This window comes from Micromonospora sp. CA-240977 (assembly GCF_050942285.1).
Taxonomy (GTDB): domain Bacteria; phylum Actinomycetota; class Actinomycetes; order Mycobacteriales; family Micromonosporaceae; genus Micromonospora.
In genome coordinates this window covers 1789293-1805084 of the sequence record NZ_CP192055.1, presented here as the reverse complement: position 1 = coordinate 1805084, position 15792 = coordinate 1789293, and the positions used below count along the sequence as shown (strand labels likewise).

At 71.3% G+C, this 15792-nt stretch carries 13 protein-coding genes and 1 riboswitch; of the genes, 4 read left to right on the top strand and 9 right to left on the bottom strand.

What is annotated here, in order from left to right:
• Positions 1 to 26: 26 nt before the first annotated feature.
• On the bottom strand, positions 27 to 995 hold the full coding sequence (locus ACQPWW_RS08405) for a CU044_5270 family protein (RefSeq protein ID WP_433130759.1): 969 nt from the start codon (positions 993 to 995) through the stop codon (positions 27 to 29).
• 13 nt (positions 996 to 1008) lie between these two features.
• Complete coding sequence (locus tag ACQPWW_RS08400; RefSeq protein WP_433130757.1) at positions 1009 to 1578, bottom strand: RNA polymerase sigma factor; 570 nt, start codon at positions 1576 to 1578, stop codon at positions 1009 to 1011.
• Positions 1579 to 1676: 98 nt separating this feature from the next.
• Here ACQPWW_RS08400 and ACQPWW_RS08395 point away from each other — a divergent pair, with 98 nt between their 5' ends.
• Together ACQPWW_RS08395 and ACQPWW_RS08390 are read left to right on the top strand one after the other, a co-directional pair.
• On the top strand, positions 1677 to 1988 hold the full coding sequence (locus ACQPWW_RS08395) for an NIPSNAP family protein (RefSeq protein ID WP_433130756.1): 312 nt from the start codon (positions 1677 to 1679) through the stop codon (positions 1986 to 1988).
• A gap of 125 nt (positions 1989 to 2113) precedes the next feature.
• A riboswitch (ZMP/ZTP riboswitch) is annotated at positions 2114 to 2195 on the top strand.
• Between the two features lie 13 nt (positions 2196 to 2208).
• A complete protein-coding gene (locus tag ACQPWW_RS08390; RefSeq protein ID WP_433130755.1) occupies positions 2209 to 3108 on the top strand; it encodes a bifunctional 5,10-methylenetetrahydrofolate dehydrogenase/5,10-methenyltetrahydrofolate cyclohydrolase in 900 nt (299 codons plus the stop codon).
• 243 nt (positions 3109 to 3351) lie between these two features.
• Here the strand turns inward: ACQPWW_RS08390 and ACQPWW_RS08385 are convergent, their stop codons facing one another.
• Together ACQPWW_RS08385 and nrdR are read right to left on the bottom strand one after the other, a co-directional pair.
• Complete coding sequence (locus ACQPWW_RS08385; RefSeq protein ID WP_433130753.1) at positions 3352 to 6249, bottom strand: vitamin B12-dependent ribonucleotide reductase; 2898 nt, start codon at positions 6247 to 6249, stop codon at positions 3352 to 3354.
• A gap of 34 nt (positions 6250 to 6283) precedes the next feature.
• Positions 6284 to 6784, bottom strand: a complete 501-nt coding sequence (gene nrdR, locus ACQPWW_RS08380) for a transcriptional regulator NrdR (protein ID WP_091400542.1) — start codon at positions 6782 to 6784, stop codon at positions 6284 to 6286.
• Positions 6785 to 7316: 532 nt separating this feature from the next.
• Between nrdR and lexA the strand changes: the two genes are divergently transcribed.
• Entirely contained in the window at positions 7317 to 8102 is a 786-nt protein-coding gene (lexA, locus tag ACQPWW_RS08375) for a transcriptional repressor LexA (protein WP_030489395.1), read from the top strand.
• Between the two features lie 66 nt (positions 8103 to 8168).
• Here lexA and ACQPWW_RS08370 read toward each other — a convergent pair whose 3' ends face one another.
• Together ACQPWW_RS08370 and hflX are read right to left on the bottom strand one after the other, a co-directional pair.
• A complete protein-coding gene (locus ACQPWW_RS08370; protein ID WP_433130750.1) occupies positions 8169 to 9938 on the bottom strand; it encodes a hypothetical protein in 1770 nt (589 codons plus the stop codon).
• A 50-nt stretch (positions 9939 to 9988) separates the two neighbouring features.
• Positions 9989 to 11443, bottom strand: coding sequence for a GTPase HflX (hflX, locus tag ACQPWW_RS08365; RefSeq protein WP_433130748.1), 1455 nt, complete (start codon positions 11441 to 11443; stop codon positions 9989 to 9991).
• Positions 11444 to 11626: 183 nt separating this feature from the next.
• On the opposite strand from hflX, the gene ACQPWW_RS08360 reads away from it, so the two are divergent.
• Positions 11627 to 13093 carry an NAD-dependent malic enzyme gene (locus ACQPWW_RS08360; protein ID WP_433130746.1) on the top strand — a complete coding sequence of 489 codons (1467 nt, stop codon included), beginning with the start codon at positions 11627 to 11629 and terminating at the stop codon, positions 13091 to 13093.
• A gap of 83 nt (positions 13094 to 13176) precedes the next feature.
• Here the strand turns inward: ACQPWW_RS08360 and dapF are convergent, their stop codons facing one another.
• From dapF to ACQPWW_RS08345, 3 genes are read right to left on the bottom strand one after another with little or no spacing between them, the layout of a single operon-like run.
• Positions 13177 to 14022 (bottom strand): diaminopimelate epimerase, encoded by an 846-nt coding sequence (dapF, locus tag ACQPWW_RS08355; RefSeq protein ID WP_433130744.1) that lies wholly within the window; start codon positions 14020 to 14022, stop codon positions 13177 to 13179.
• 7 nt (positions 14023 to 14029) lie between these two features.
• Positions 14030 to 14965, bottom strand: coding sequence for a tRNA (adenosine(37)-N6)-dimethylallyltransferase MiaA (gene miaA / locus ACQPWW_RS08350; RefSeq protein WP_433134216.1), 936 nt, complete (start codon positions 14963 to 14965; stop codon positions 14030 to 14032).
• The gene (locus tag ACQPWW_RS08345; protein WP_433130741.1) at positions 14950 to 15717 is read right to left on the bottom strand and encodes a class III extradiol dioxygenase subunit B-like domain-containing protein; all 768 of its coding nucleotides are present in this window, start codon (positions 15715 to 15717) and stop codon (positions 14950 to 14952) included. The genes miaA and ACQPWW_RS08345 overlap by 16 nt, the downstream gene beginning before the upstream one ends.
• Between the last annotated feature and the right edge of the window lie 75 nt (positions 15718 to 15792).

Here is a 15792-nt window from a genome sequence, read left to right as displayed (position 1 = left end):
GACGACCGGCGCCGGGCCATCACCGCTCAGGGCAGCTGGCCCGGCCGGTCGACGATGGCGATGCGCAGGAGCGCGACCGCCGCGAACAGGGACTCTTTGCCGTTTCGCACCACCGAACTCCTGGTGCCGAGGAATACGTGGGTGTCTCGGTCGAAGAGAAGGTCTTCGTTACCACCGATCACGCCGGGCATCCGGATCGCCACCCCGTGTCGACCGGCCGCGTCCACCACATCACCCGATATGACTACCGCTCCGGGTTCCCGCGCCAGCACTTCGAACAACGCCGCGAGCGCGCGGGGCGGCACGTAGTCGCCACGGACCATCGACCGCGCCGTGGTGTACGCCATACTTTCGTCCCCGTAGACGGCCTCCTCGTCGGCCCCTTCGGGGAGATGCAGGTCGACCGGGTGTTCGCGCAGGTAGCGAAGCAGCGTGTCCGGATCGGAGGGCAGGTCGCCGTGGTACGCCGGCGGCGGGAACGCGTCGAGATCCTTCTCGGGATCGGCGGCATCACTCATCCGCAGCACCGTCAGCTCGCTCCACCCGTTCGGATCGGCCTCCGGCCGGTAGCGTCTCTGCGTGTGCGCGACTCCGCCGGCCGACTGCCACAGTTGGTTCCGGATGGTCTGGTACGGGCCGCTGTCCGGCAGGTCCCGGATCGTCGCCAGGGATTCGGTGAAGACGTACTGGTCGGGCCGGGCGGTGAGCTCAGGCTGTTGCCGGGCCGCGTCGGCCGCCAGGTGGAAGATCTCCGACGCGCTGGCCGAGGGCGGCGGGTGGTCGCCCACCCCCATCGTCTGGGCCGCAAGCGCACCTGCGGTCACCGTCACGGCCAGCCCGAATGCTCCCGCGAGGCGCCAACCGCGCGGGAACAGGCTCCGGCGTCTGGCGGGACGGGCCACGGACACCACCTCGGCCCGTTGGGCCACGTGTGCGCTCAGATCCCGGAGGAGCTGCTCCTCGAAACCCTGCGGCGATCGTTCGGTCTCGTTCATCGTCATCTCCGTTTCAGGCGAGGGTGGTGACCGGGCGGGCGAGCACGGCGCGGACGACGCGGCGGGCACGATGCAGGCGGACCCGGGCGGCGACCGGCGACATCCCGAGCACTGTCGCCGCGTCCGCGACGGTGAGGCCGTCCACGGCGACGAGTTCGACGAGCGTTCGGGTGCCCTCGGGTAGCTCGCTCAGCGCCCGACAGGTGCGGCGGGCCGCCGACTCGGCGTCGATCCGCTCCTCGATGCGGGTGATGTCGTCGGGGCCGAGGTCCCGTCGTCCGGCCAGTCGGCCGGTCACCCGCAGTCGTTGGGCCGCCCGACGCCGCTCGTCGCCGATGACGTTGCGGGCCACCCCGTACAGCCAGCCGACCTGGCTACCCCGCTCCGGCCGGTAGCTGGCCGCCGACTCGATCACCGCCAGGAACACGTCGGCGGTCAGGTCGGCCGCGAGGTGGGGATCGTCGACCCGCCGCGCCACGAACCGGCCCACCGCCTCCACGTGCCGCCGGTAGAAGACCTCGAAGGCCACCGGATCGGCCCCGATCCCGGAAATGTCATCATCGGCTCCGCTGGGCTCACTCACGGGCCGTCCTCTCGTAGCCTGCACACTCCTTCTTCGTCAGTCGGAGCACGGGTGTTACCGAGCCATCCGACATGACCGCCGGCCCGTATGGTGAGGCCGTGATCACCTGCGTCGTGCACTACACCATCGACCCCACTCAGATCGATGTGTTCGAAGACTTCGCTCGAACCTGGATGCGGCTGGTTGCCAAGCACGGTGGCGTGCACCACGGCTACTTCCTGCCCGCCGAGGGCGCCAGCGACAAGGCCGAGGCGCTGTTCAGCTTCGAGAGCCTGGCGGCTTACGAGCGGTACCGCGCACTGTTCGGCAACGACCCGGAGTTCGTCGAGGCTGATCGCATCCGCGAAACCTCGGGCTGCGTCGTACGGTACGAGCGGACGTTCATGCGCCCACTCCTGCCGACTGATTGACCCCCCGCGCCTGCCCGCCCGGCGCGGTCGGCGGGCACCAGTCCGGACGAACGGCAGCACGCCCCCGACGCGGAGGGCGGCGCTGCTGGTCCGGTTGGGCAGTTGGCCTGGTGATGCGGCATCATCGAAGCACCGGCGACTGGCGGCACGGGGATGGTGGAACCATCGGGGAGCCTCTCGCGGGCGTCGACCGCCTGGGCGCCTGCGTCGAGGGACCATCATGACCACGACCAGCGAATCCGCCGAGCACCCCACCCCGTCGAGCGCTGCCCGCCTCCTGCCGGGCGCACCCGTCGCCGAAGCCGTCCTGGCCGAGACCGCCGCCGCTGCCGCCCGCCTGCGCGACCGCGGGATCACCCCGAGCCTCGCCACCATCCTCGTCGGCGACGACGACGCCAGCGCCGGTTACATCGCTATCAAGCAGCGGCAGGCGGCCGAACTCGGGTTCGCCTCCCCGCACGTGCACCTGCCCGCCACCGTCGCCCAGGCGGATCTGCACCGGGCCATCGCCCGCTTCAACACCGATCCGGCCGTGCACGGCATCCTCGTGCAGTACCCCGTTCCGGGGCATCTGGACTACGACGCCGCGCTGCTGACCATCGACCCGGACAAGGACGTCGACGGCATGCACCCGCTGAACATGGGGCGTCTCGCCGTCGGTCTGCCCGGCCCGCTGCCGTGCACCCCCGCCGGCATCGAAGCTCTCCTGGCGTACCACCAGATCCCCGTCGCCGGCCGGGAGGTCGTCATCCTCGGCCGGGGCGCCACCCTGGGCCGCCCCCTGGCGATGCTGCTCGCCCAGAAGCGTCCGACCGCCAACGCCGCCGTCACCGTCGTCCACACCGGCGTGCCCGACTGGCCCCGCTACACCCGGCGTGCCGACATTCTGGTCGCCGCCGCCGGCGTACCCGGGATCGTGCGGCCTGAGCACGTCAAGCCCGGCGCCGTCGTCATCGGCGCCGGCGTCCGCTACGAAGGCCGGCGCCTCCTGCCGGACGTGGACGAAGCGTGCGCCGAGGTCGCCGGCGCCATCACGCCCCGGGTCGGCGGGGTCGGTCCGACCACCGTCGCGATGCTGTTCCGCAACGCCGTCCGCGCCGCCGAACGCGCGAACCAGTAGCCCGGTCGCCGAGACTCACCGCACCCAGCCCAGGAACCGCCGGTGCAGCAGCCCGGCGGGCACCCAGGTCAGGTCCTCGGCCGCCCAGACCGTCGCACTTCCCATGATCAAGTGATGAAAAGTAGGCCCCAGGGCCATCCTTTACCTACTTCTCATCACTTGATCATGAGGGACGAGATCCGGAAACGGCGCTGCCCCGACCTCCCGCGAGGGAGACCGGGGCAGCGCCGCGTTAGACGTACGTCAGCTGCAGCCGCTGGTGGAGCCGCAGCCCTCGCAGACGTAGCAGCTGCCCGCGGGGCGCATCTTCGTACCGCAGGTGAAGCAGAGCGGCGCGTCGGCGGCCTTGCCGATGACGGCCTCCAGCAGTTCGGTGCTGGAGCCCACGCTCGGCGCCGGCTTGGCGGCGGCCACGTCGGCCATCTCCTGGGCCGGCTGGGCGACGGCCTCCGACTTGGCCGGGGCCTCCACCGGTGCCGAGGACGCCATCGCGGTGAGCTCGACGCCGGTGACGGCGGCGGCCTCCGCGTCGGCCTCGGCCCGCAACTGGGCGGCCCGCTCCGAGGCGGTGAAGATGCCCAGCTCGGCGCGGCGCTCGTAGGGCAGGAAGTCCAGCGCCAGGCGACGGAAGATGTAGTCCATCACCGAGGCCGCCATCCGCACGTCCGGGTCGTCGGTCATGCCGGCCGGCTCGAAGCGCATGTTGGTGAACTTGCTGACGAACGTCTCCAGCGGCACGCCGTACTGGAGGCCGATGCTGATGGCCACCGAGAAGGCGTCCATCACGCCGGCCAGGGTCGAGCCCTGCTTGGACATCTTCAGGAAGACCTCGCCGAGGCCGTCGTCCGGGTAGGACGACGCGGTGAGGTAGCCCTCGGCGCCACCGACGGAGAAGCTGACCGTCTCGGACGGGCGCTTCTTCGGCAGGCGCTTACGCACCGGCCGGTACTCGATGACCTTCTCCACGGCGACCGGCGCGGCCTCGACGGCGGCCGGCTCGGTGGCCTTGTTGGACTTGGCCACCGAGAGCGGCTGACCGACCTTGCAGTTGTCCCGGTAGATCGCCAGCGCCTTGAGGCCGAGCTTCCAGCCCTCGAAGTAGATCTTCTCGACGTCCTCGACGGTGGCCGCCTCCGGCATGTTGACCGTCTTGGAGATGGCCCCGGAGACGAACGGCTGGATGGCCGCCATCATCCGCACGTGACCCATCGGGGCGATCGTCCGCTCGCCCATGGCGCAGTCAAAGACCGGGTAGTGCTCCGGCTTGAGGCCCGGGGCGTCCACGACGTGACCGTGGTCGGCGATGTGCTCGACGATCGCCTCGACCTGCTCCTCGGGGTAGCCGAGGCTGCGCAGGGCGCGCGGCACCGTCTGGTTGACGATCTGCATCGAGCCGCCGCCGACCAGCTTCTTGAACTTGACCAGCGCCAGGTCCGGCTCCACACCGGTCGTGTCGCAGTCCATCATGAAGCCGATGGTGCCGGTCGGGGCGAGGACGCTGGCCTGGGCGTTGCGCCAGCCGAACTTGTCGCCGATCTTGTTGCCCTGGGTCCACTGCTTGGTCGCCTCGCGGACGATCGCGGTGGCCACCGGGCTGGTCGGCTTGATCTCGTCGTTGGCGGCGGCGTGCTTGCGCATGACCCGCTTGTGCGGCTCGGCGTTGCGGGCGTAACCGTCGTACGGGCCGACCACGCCGGCCAGCTCGGCCGAGCGGCGGTACGCGGTGCCGGTCATCAGCGACGTGATCGACGCGGCGACCGAGCGGCCCTGCTCCGAGTCGTACGGCAGGCCGGTGGCCATCAGCAGGGCGCCCAGGTTGGCGTAGCCGATACCGAGCTGCCGGTAGGCGCGGGAGGTCTCACCGATCTTCTCGGTCGGGAAGTCCGCGAAGCAGATCGAGATGTCCATCGCGGTGATGACGAACTCGACGGACTTGACGAACTTCTCCACCTCGAAGCCGCCGTCGGCGCGGAGGAACTTCATCAGGTTGAGCGAGGCCAGGTTGCACGAGGAGTTGTCCAGGTGCAGGTACTCCGAGCACGGGTTCGATGCGGTGATCCGGCCGGTCTCCGGGCAGGTGTGCCAGTCGTTGATCGTGTCGTCGTACTGCAGGCCCGGGTCGGCGCACTCCCAGGCGGCCTGCGAGATGGTGCGGAACAGCTTCTTGGCGTCGACGGTGTCGATCACCGAGCCGTCCAGCCGGCCCCGCAGGTCGAAGCCGCCGCCGTTCTCCACGGCCGCCATGAACTCGTCGGAGACCCGGACCGAGTTGTTGGCGTTCTGGTACTGCACGCTGACGATGTCGGAGCCGCCGAGGTCCATGTCGAACCCGGCGTCACGCAGCGCGCGGATCTTGTGCTCCTCGCGCGCCTTCGTGACCACGAACTCCTCGATGTCGGGGTGGTCGACGTCGAGGATGACCATCTTGGCCGCGCGGCGGGTCGCGCCGCCGGACTTGATGGTGCCGGCCGAGGCGTCCGCGCCGCGCATGAAGCTGACCGGGCCGGAGGCGGTGCCGCCGGAGGAGAGCAGCTCACGGGACGAGCGGATCCGCGACAGGTTGACCCCGGAGCCGGAGCCGCCCTTGAAGATCAGCCCCTCCTCCTTGTACCAGTCGAGGATCGAGTCCATCGAGTCGTCGACGGCCAGGATGAAGCAGGCGCTTACCTGCTGCGGCGACGGCGTGCCGACGTTGAACCAGACCGGCGAGTTGAAGCTGAACACCTGGTGCAGCAGCATCCAGGTCAGCTCGTGGGCGAAGATCTCGGCGTCCGCCGGGCTGGCGAAGTAGCCGTACTCCTCGCCCGCGGTGCGGTAGGTGGTGACCACCCGGTCGATCAGCTGCTTGAGCGACCACTCCCGCTCCGGGGTCCCCACCGCGCCCCGGAAGTACTTGGTGGTGACGATGTTGGCCGCGTTGACGCTCCACGACTGCGGGAACTCGACCCCCCGCTGCTCGAAGTTGATCGAGCCGTCCCGCCAGTTCGTCATCACGACGTCGCGGCGCTCCCACGCGACGTCGTCGTACGGGTGGACCCCCTCGGTCGTCCACACCCGCTCGATCTTCAGCCCCGCGCCTGCCTTGTTCCGTGAACGGCTAGTTGTCACGCCGTCGCCCCCCTCGTCTGCGCGGTCACCCACCGCGCGTCCCAATCTCTCGAAAAACTGTGCAGATTCAGCTGGTACGGCCGGCGGCCTCGACCGCGTCGGCCCGGCCCTGCTCCCGGGCGCGCGCAGCGGCCCGCAACGTCTCGATCTCGCGCTCGAAGTCGGCGAGCGAGTCGAAGGAGCGGTAGACGCTGGCGAACCGCAGGTAGGCGATCTCGTCCAGGTCGCGCAGCGGGCCCAGGATCGCCAGGCCCACGTCGTGACTGGGGATCTCGGCGGCCCCCTTGGCCCGGACGGTCTCCTCCACCCGCTGCGCGAGCAGCGCGAGGGAGTCGTCGTCCACCGGCCGACCCTGGCACGCCTTGCGCACCCCGCCGATGATCTTCGTCCGGCTGAACGGCTCGGTCACCCCGCTGCGCTTGACGACCGCGAGGACCGCCTCCTCGACGGTGGTGAAGCGCTTGCCGCACTCCGGGCAGGACCGCCGCCGCCGAATGAGCTGGCCGTCGTCGGCCTCCCGCGAGTCGACCACCCGGGAGTCAGCGTGTCGGCAGTACGGACACCGCATCGCCCACCTCCTTGAAAATGATCGACTGCGCCGCGCCCCGGGCACGACCCACCGCGACGGTGCCATCCTCGGATGACGCCCGCCGTGATCGACGTTACGGGAGTGCGGTCGGTAGTCGGACCCAACCTGTGGGCAACTTACGCCCGTGTCACTACTACATCTAGGGGTCGACCGTATGTCGCCGGGGAAGCCGGGTCAAGTTGGCCGGCGTGTCCGGCGCGTCACGGACCATCCGGTCATCGACGCCCACCAGCAGGTCCGAAAACCCCAACGTCGAGACCTCGCCCGGGTTACCGACCGGCCGGCCGGAGTAGCCCGGAAAACGGTCGAGGATCGAACACCAGTGCTACCCGACGTACCATTTATCAGAACATCCGTACGACGGGAGCGGTTTTTCACCCCGACACGCCGGTGAGAGGTCGTACAGATGTTTGAAAATGACCGATCTCACCTATACGGTCATGAACAACGTGGCACCACCGCACGCACCACGAGCCGACGAGGCACCCAGCGCCGACCAGGGAGGACGGACGTGACCGAGGACCGGGCCAGCCGGCCGAAGAGCCCGCAGCAGATCACCGAGGCGGGCCCCCCGGCCACCCGACGCCGCAGCGCCGCGCGCAGCCGGACGGGTCAGCCCGCTGTACGCCCGGTCACCCCGGTCGTCAGCGCCTTCCCCGACCCGGCGACTGTCGACCTGACCGCCCGTCAGCGTCGCATCCTGGAGTTCATCCGCAACTGGGTGGAGCGACACGGCTACCCGCCCAGCGTCCGGGAGATCGGCGAGGCGGTCGGCCTGGTGTCGCCGTCCAGCGTCGCCTACCAGCTCAAGGAGCTGGAAAAGAAGGGTTTCCTGCGCCGCGACCCCAACCGGCCGCGCGCGGTGGACGTCCGCGCCCCCAGCGAGGCCATCGACGACGAGCTGTCCCGGGCACAACGACCGACCCCGGCGTACGTGCCGATGCTCGGTCGGATCGCCGCCGGTGGGCCGATCCTCGCCGAGCAGGCAGTGGAGGACATCTTCCCGCTCCCCCGCGAGTTGGTGGGCGAGGGCGAGGTCTTCATGCTCCAGGTCAAGGGCGACTCGATGCTCGACGCGGCGATCTGCGACGGCGACTGGGTGGTCGTCCGGCAGCAGCCGACCGCCGACTCGGGCGAGATCGTGGCCGCCATGCTCGACGGCGAGGCGACGGTCAAGACCTACCGGCGGCGCGACGGGCACGTCTGGCTGATGCCACAGAACCCGGCCTTCGACCCGATCCCCGGTGACGACGCCACCATCATGGGCCGGGTCGTGGCGGTGTTGCGCCGCATCTGACCGATCGGCGGGTGAGTGCCCACTGGCGCTCACCCGCGTCGGTTGTCAGCGGCGGATGAACCCCCGTCAGTAACGGTCGCCCCGGTGGCCGCGACCCCCGGGATACTGCCCATACGGGTCGACGGGCGCGTCGTCGTCACGGCGACGGCCGGGTCGTTGGCCCCGCGGGTCCGGCTCCGGCTCGCCGCGTCGCGGCGGTTCCGCACGACCGGCGCCGGGTTGGCCGCCGTCACCGCCGTACACGCCACTGCCCGGACGACCGCCCCCGCCCGGCGGAACACCACCGGCGCCCTGCGGGCGTCCACCGCCTCCGCCGGCTGGGGGACGTCCGCCACCGCCCACCGGAGGGCGACCGCCACCGTGGGGGCGTCCACCACCGGCCGGGGGACGAGGGCCGCCGCCCGCCGGAGGACGAGGACCGCCGCCCGCTGGGGGACGACCGCCGCCGTACACACCGGCAGCGCCGCCGTCCGGTCGTGCCGCTCCGTAGCCACCGTCGGCCGCGGCGGGTCGGCCACCGCCGTACACGGCACCACCCGCCGGAGTCGGGCCACCGCGACCCGCGCCACCGCCGTAGGTGCCCGCCGCCGGCGCGCCGCCACCGTAGACACCGCCCTTACGGTCACCCACCGCCGGGGAACCGTCGACGGCACGGCCGGTGCGCGGGTTGAACGACTCGCCGTCCCGGTCCGACGTCTCCGACGCGTCGGTGGCCGGCAACCGCCGGCGGGCCCGGATGATGCCGACGATGCCGGCACCGACAAGCAGGAGGCCGATCAACCCGACCGCGCCGACCAGATAGGTGATGTCGTCGAAGTCGAGCCCGGCCGTCCAGGATTTCGAGGCCCCCGGCTTGGCGCCCCCCGCCCCCGCCGCGAGTGGCACCGCGGTCGAGGTGGACGGCGTGTAGCTGAGGATGTCCAGGGACTCGTCCTCGGCGAACCGGAACGCGTCGGAGACGGTCAGGAACGACTTGCCGTCCGTGGTGTAGCTGATGGCCTCGCCGAACGGGTCCGCCAGCGCCGTCACCCGGGGCTTGCCGGTGGTGAGCGCGCCGACGATGTTACCGCCGCTCACGTCGTACTCGAAGGCGTCCGCATAGGTGCGCAGGACCACCCGGGAGCCGTCCGGCGACCGGGCCGCGCCGGTGATGGCGATCCGGCCGAACGTGTTGAGCGGGTTCTCCGTCTGCGTCTTCGGCAGCGCGATCTCGCCGACCTTGCGCATCGGCACCGCCTCGGCGTCGCCGTTGCGCAGCGCCGCCGTCGGCGCGTAGATCTCGGCCTTGCCGCTTGTGACCTTCGTGATGATCAGCGGTTTGCCGTCGTCGTCGATGAGCAATGCCTCGGCGTCGTGCGGCTTGCCCTCCGGGTAGGAGATCCGGTGCTGCGTCGGCTGCTTCGCACCGGTGACCGGCATCGACCAGAGCGCGACGCGCGTGCGGCGCTCCTTCGAGTCGGTGTTGTCACCGGTGTCGGCGATCCACAGGGTTTCGCCGTCCTTGGAGAGGGCAAGATCCTCGGTGTCGACCGGCCCCTGGCCCGCGTACCGGACCGGCTCCTTCGAGACCTTGCACTTGGTGTCGAGGAAGAAGATCCGCTCGCGTGCCGTGAGGTCGGTGCTGTCGTTGATGACGATGTAGCCACTTTTTGTCGCGACCAGACCGGACAGCTCGCGCAGCCGCTCGTCGGTGATCGTGCACCGCTTCTGGCCGGCGGTGGCGGCGGGCGGCTCGGACGACCCGGGGGCGGGAGCCGCCGCGGCGACTCCGGCGAGCGCCACGGTTGCCCCGAGCAGGCCGAGGGCAACCGTGACCGAGGAAACAACGCGGCGCATTCGGCCAGTGTCGCATGCCACGCGTTTCCGGCGGATAACACCGTGGTCGCTCAGGATCGGCTGACGGCCGCCTGACCCTCCCGCTCGACGTCGAACGGCGCCAGCTCCGCGGCGAGGTCCGCAGCGACGCGGACGTGCAGCAGGGTGCCCTCCGGCAGGTGCGCCGTGCTGAGCACCTCGCCAGTGCGGTGCACCCGGGCAACCAGGTCACCGCGGTCGTACGGCAGCACCGCCCGGACCTCCACGGCCGGTCGCGGCAGCCGCTCCTCGATCGCCGCGCGCAGCCCGTCGATGCCCCGCCCGGAGTGCGCGGAGACGAAGATCGCGTCCGGCCAGAGCCGCTTGAGCCGCAGCAGAGTGTCCTCATCGGCCGCGTCGGTCTTGTTGACCACCAGCAACTCGGGAAGCCGCTCCGCGCTCACCTCGGCGAGCACCGCGTGGACCGCCCGGACCTGCTCCTCCGGATCCGGGTGGGTGCCGTCCACGACGTGCACCACCAGATCCGCCTCGGCGACCTCCTCCAGCGTCGAACGGAACGCCTCGACGATCTGGTGCGGCAGGTGCCTGACGAAACCGACGGTGTCGGAGAGCGTGTAGAGCCGGCCGTCCGAGGCGGTCGCCTTACGGGTGGTCGGGTCCAGTGTCGCGAACAGCGCGTTCTCCACCAGCACGCCCGCGCCGGTCAACCGGTTGAGCAGGCTGGACTTGCCGGCGTTGGTGTAGCCGGCGATGGCCACTGCGGGAACGGAGTTACGGCTGCGGCGGGCGCGCTTCGTGACGCGTACCGTGCGCATGCTCTTGATCTCACGGCGCAGCCGGGAGATGCGGTGACGAATCCGCCGCCGGTCGGTCTCCAGCTTTGTCTCACCGGGACCACGCACACCCACGCCGCCGCCGGCGCCGCCGCCACGGCCGGAACCACCGGTCTGCCGGGAGAGCGTCTCACCCCAACCGCGCAGGCGGGGCAGCAGGTATTCGAGCTGGGCCAGCTCGACCTGAGCCTTACCTTCCTTGCTCTTGGCGTGCTGGGCGAAGATGTCGAGGATCAGCGCGGTCCGGTCGACGACCTTGACCTTGGTGCGCTGCTCCAGGTTACGCAGCTGCGACGGGGACAGCTCACCGTCACAGATGACAGTGTCGGCGCCGCTGGACAGGACCACCGCGCCGAGGTCGTCGACCTTGCCGCGGCCGATGTACGTGGCCGGGTCGGGTCGGCTGCGGCGCTGGATCAGCCCTTCGAGCACCTGCGAACCGGCGGTCTCGGCCAGCGCGGCGAGCTCGGCCAGCGAGTTTTCCGCGTCGGCCGCCGTGCCCTCGGTCCAGACGCCCACCAGGACGACCCGCTCCAGCCGCAGCTGGCGGTATTCCACCTCGGTGACGTCGGTGAGCTCGGTTGACAGGCCCGGGACGCGTCGGAGGGACTGTCGCTCCGACAGATCCATCTCGCCGGTGGTGACGTCGTCGAGCTCGTCCTCGACGGGGACAAAGCTCTCCTGGTCTCGCAAGCGGTTCTCCTGTCCGTTTTGATAAGTGGAACGTAATCCTGACATGACACAACGCCGAACGCACCCGCTATATGCCCATGGTCAGGGTCGCCAAAAGTGGGGGCGAATGCTGGTCGGCTGCGACAACCCGGTAGAAATGCGGGCGGCGGCCGATTGGCCGCACAGCCGTGACGGAGGGATCCCGTGGCCATCACCCGACTGCCGAGCGCCGGATTTTCGATCACCATCCGGATCGCCGTGACCGCGGACGCGTCCTCGATCGGCCGGCTCACCACCTCCGTCGGCGAGGCCGGCGCGATCGTCACGGCGCTGGACGTGGTGGACTCCGACCCGACAAACGTGATCGTCGACCTGACCTGCGACACCGCCGACGCCGGCCACGCCGACCAGGTGGTCGACGCGCTGACCGCGCTGGACGGCGTGGACGTGCGCAAGGTGTCGGACCGGACGTTCCTCCTGCACCTGGGCGGCAAGATCGAGGTGACGTCGAAGGTCGCGCTGCGCAACCGCGACGAGCTGTCCCGGGCGTACACCCCGGGGGTGGCCCGGGTCTGCATGGCGATCGCCGAGAACCCGGCGGACGCCCGGCGACTGACCATCAAGCGCAACACCGTCGCGGTGGTCAGCGACGGCTCCGCGGTGCTCGGCCTGGGCAACCTGGGTCCGGCCGCCTCGCTGCCGGTGATGGAGGGCAAGGCCGCGCTGTTCAAGCGCTTCGGCGGCGTGGACGCCTGGCCGGTGGTGCTGGACACCCAGGACACCGACGAGATCGTGCAGATCGTGAAGGCGATCGCGCCGGCGTACGGCGGGATCAACCTGGAGGACATCGCCGCGCCGCGCTGCTTCGAGATCGAGGCCCGGCTGCGCGAGGCGCTGGACATCCCGGTGTTCCACGACGACCAGCACGGCACCGCGATCTGCGTGCTGGCCGCGCTGACCAACGCGCTGCGGGTGGTCGGCAAGCAGCTGGAGGACGTCCGGGTGGTCGTCTCCGGCGCCGGCGCGGCCGGTACCGCGATCATGAAGCTGCTGCTGCGTCAGGGCGTCGGCGACATCATCGCGTACGACCGGCAGGGCGCCCTGCACCGTGGGCTGACCGGGCTCAACTCGGCGTGGCAGTGGCTGGCGGACAACACCAACAAGGAGAACTACTCGGGCGACCTGCCGGGTGCGATCCGGGGCGCCGACGTGTTCATCGGGGTGAGCGCGCCGAACCTGCTCACCGGCGACGACATCGCCCAGATGGCCAAGGACTCGATCGTCTTCGCGCTCGCCAACCCGGACCCGGAGGTCGACCCGCGGGAGGCGCGTAAGCACGCCGCGGTGGTCGCCACCGGCCGCTCGGACCAGCCGAACCAGATCAACAACGTGCTCGCCTTCCCCGGAGTGTTCCGCGGGATGCTCGACGCGCACGCCGAGGAGTTCACCGAGGAGATGGCCATCGCGGCCGCCCGGGCCATCGCCGACGTGGTCGGCGAGGAAAAGATCAACCCGACGGTGATCGTGCCGAGCGTCTTCGACTCCCGGGTCGCCCCGGCGGTCGCCGCCGCCGTCCGCGCCGCCGCGCACAACCCCAGCCCGCTGCCGGCGGCCGACCCCGGCCCCACCGACCTTCCCGAGATCGCGGCGAACGCCAGCGCCACCCCGTAACACCCAACCCCGTTGATCAAGGGGTCCGCGTCGGTGGAAGCACGAACTCCGACGCGGATCTCTTGCTCAACGGGTCGGCGGCGTCAGGGGCGGAGCGCTGTCGGGTTCAGCTCGCCGGTCGCCACCAGGACGGCGGGGCCGGACAGCCAGCAGGAGTTTTCGGTGACGGTGACAGTGACACGGCCGCCGGGGACGTCCACGGCGACCACGCCGGTGTCCCGACCGGCGTCGCGCAGGGCCACCGCGCCCACCGCGCAGGCGCCCGTGCCGCAGGACAGGGTCTCGGCGCTGCCACGCTCGTACACCCGCATCACTGAGTGCTCGTCGGTGCCGTCGACCGGATCGCCCGCCACGATGAACTCCACGTTCACCCCGCTCGGGAAGACCGTCGGGTCGAACCCGGGCGCGACGGTCAGGTCCAGCGCGGACAGCTCCACGCCGGCCGGCAGGACACAGACCAGGTGCGGATTGCCGAGATCCACAGCGGTGCCCGGCAGGGTCAGCCCACCCAGGGTGGCGGTCGACGTGTCGTACACCCGGGGTCGGCGCATCTCGACGGACACGGCGTCGCCCTCGACCAGCGCACGCACCACGCCGGCCCGGGTGGCCACCGGCAGCGCCGCGCCGGCCGGCGTCGCCAACCCGGTGTCGAGCAGGTAGCGCACGAAGACCCGGGCGCCATTGCCGCACATCTCGGCGAACGAGCCGTCGGCGTTCCAGTAGTCCATGAACCACTCGGCCTCGCCGGCCAGCCCGGCCCCGTCCGGATACTTGGCCGCCCGGACCACCCGCAGCACGCCGTCCGCGCCGATGCCCCGCCGCCGGTCGCAGAGCGCCGCGACAAGCTCCGGGGTCAGGTCGAGCTGACCGTCCGGGTCGGGAAGGAGGACGAAGTCGTTGCCGGTGCCGTGGCCCTTTGTGAACTCCACGCCCCCATCATCGCGCAGCGGCCGGCACCAGACGCAGCGCGGCCCCGATCAGGTCCGGCGCTGCCGAGTCCAGCCAGTGGATCCGCGGATCCCGCCGGAACCAGGACCGCTGCCGGCGGACGAAGCGCCGGGTGGCCCGGACCGTCTCGTCGTGCGCCTGCGGCTCGGTCAGCTCACCGGCGAGCAGACGCAGCACCTGCTGGTAGCCCAGCGCCCGACTGGCCGTCCGCCCCTCGGGCAGCCCCCGCCCGACCAGCTCCCGGGTCTCCGGCACCAGACCGTCAGCCCACATCCGGTCGACCCGCAGCGCGATCCGCTCGTCCAGCAGCGCGGTGTCCAGGTCGACCCCGAGCTGCACGGACGGGTAGTACGGCGTGGGCTGCGGCAGCGACGCGGCGAACGGCGCGCCGGTGAGCTCGATCACCTCCAGCGCCCGGACGATCCGCCGACCGTTGCCGGGCAGGATGCCCTCCGCGGCCACCGGGTCGGCGGCGCGCAGCCGCGCGTACAGCGGGGCCGGACCGACCTCGGCCAACTCCCGCTCCAGCCGCTCGCGCAGCGCCGCGTCGGTGCCGGGAAACTCGAAACGCTCCAGCACCGCCCGCACGTACAGGCCGGACCCGCCGACCAACAACGGCACCCGCCCCCGGGACAGGATGTCGTCCACCGCCGCACGGGCCAGCCGCTGGTACTCCGCGACGCTCGCCGGCTCGGTGACCTCCCAGATGTCCAACAGGTGGTGCGGCACCCCGTCCCGCTCGGCGGGGGTCAACTTGGCGGTGCCGATGTCCATGCCCCGATAGAGCTGCATCGAGTCGGCGTTGACCACCTCACCGTCCAGCGCGTGCGCCAACGCGATGCTCAGCGCCGACTTGCCCGCCGCGGTCGGGCCGACCACGGCGACGACGGTGCCCCCCGCGCCGCCCGTCACACCCGCTCCCAGGACGCCACGAAGTAGGCGACACCGTAGGGGGCCGCGTCGTGCAGCAGCTCGCCGCGCCAGCCGCCGCCGGCCGCGCCGGCCGCCCTGGCGAGCACCTGCCAGGGCGCGCGGCCGGCGGCCTTCAGCTCCGCCGACAACACCGGGTCGAGGTCGAGCAGAACGTCCAGGTCCGCCTCGGCCAGCGCCGTGGCGACCCGCTTGTCGTACGGGTGGGCGCGCGCGTCGTCGTACCCGGGGGCCTTCTCGCCCCGGCAGGCCGACCCGTCCCCGAGCACCAGCAACGCCACCCGGTCGCCCGCGGCGCCCACCTCGTCCGCGAGCACGGCCAGCTCGGCCGGGCCGGCGTCGGCGGCCACCTGGACGGCGGTCACCGACTCTCGCGCCCCGTGCCGGGCCAGCAGCCAGGCGCCGATGGTCAGACTCAACGGCAGGACCGCACCCCGGTCGGGCTGGCCGGGGACCAGCGGCACGTCCAGGTCGACACCCCACGGCTGGAGGGAACCGGTGGCCGGGGGGTGGACCAGGCCGGTCACCGGGCCGGTGCCGAGCAGCACCACGGTGTCCGGGTCGACGGCCAGCAACCGGCGTACGGCCGTGTCGCAGGCCGCCCGCAGGTCGTCCAGCTCCGGGGCCGCGGAGCCGGCCACCTCGGGCACGAGCAGGGGCGGATGTGGGCAGACGGCAGCGGCGACCAGTGGCACCCATTTACCGTAGCGGGAATCGTCGGTGCGTCTCCGCGCCGATCCGGTCATTCGGCCCCTAGGACACCGTATGGTCACGGTCGGCGATAGGCGCTCGACGCGGACCGGGTCGGACCTGTGACAATG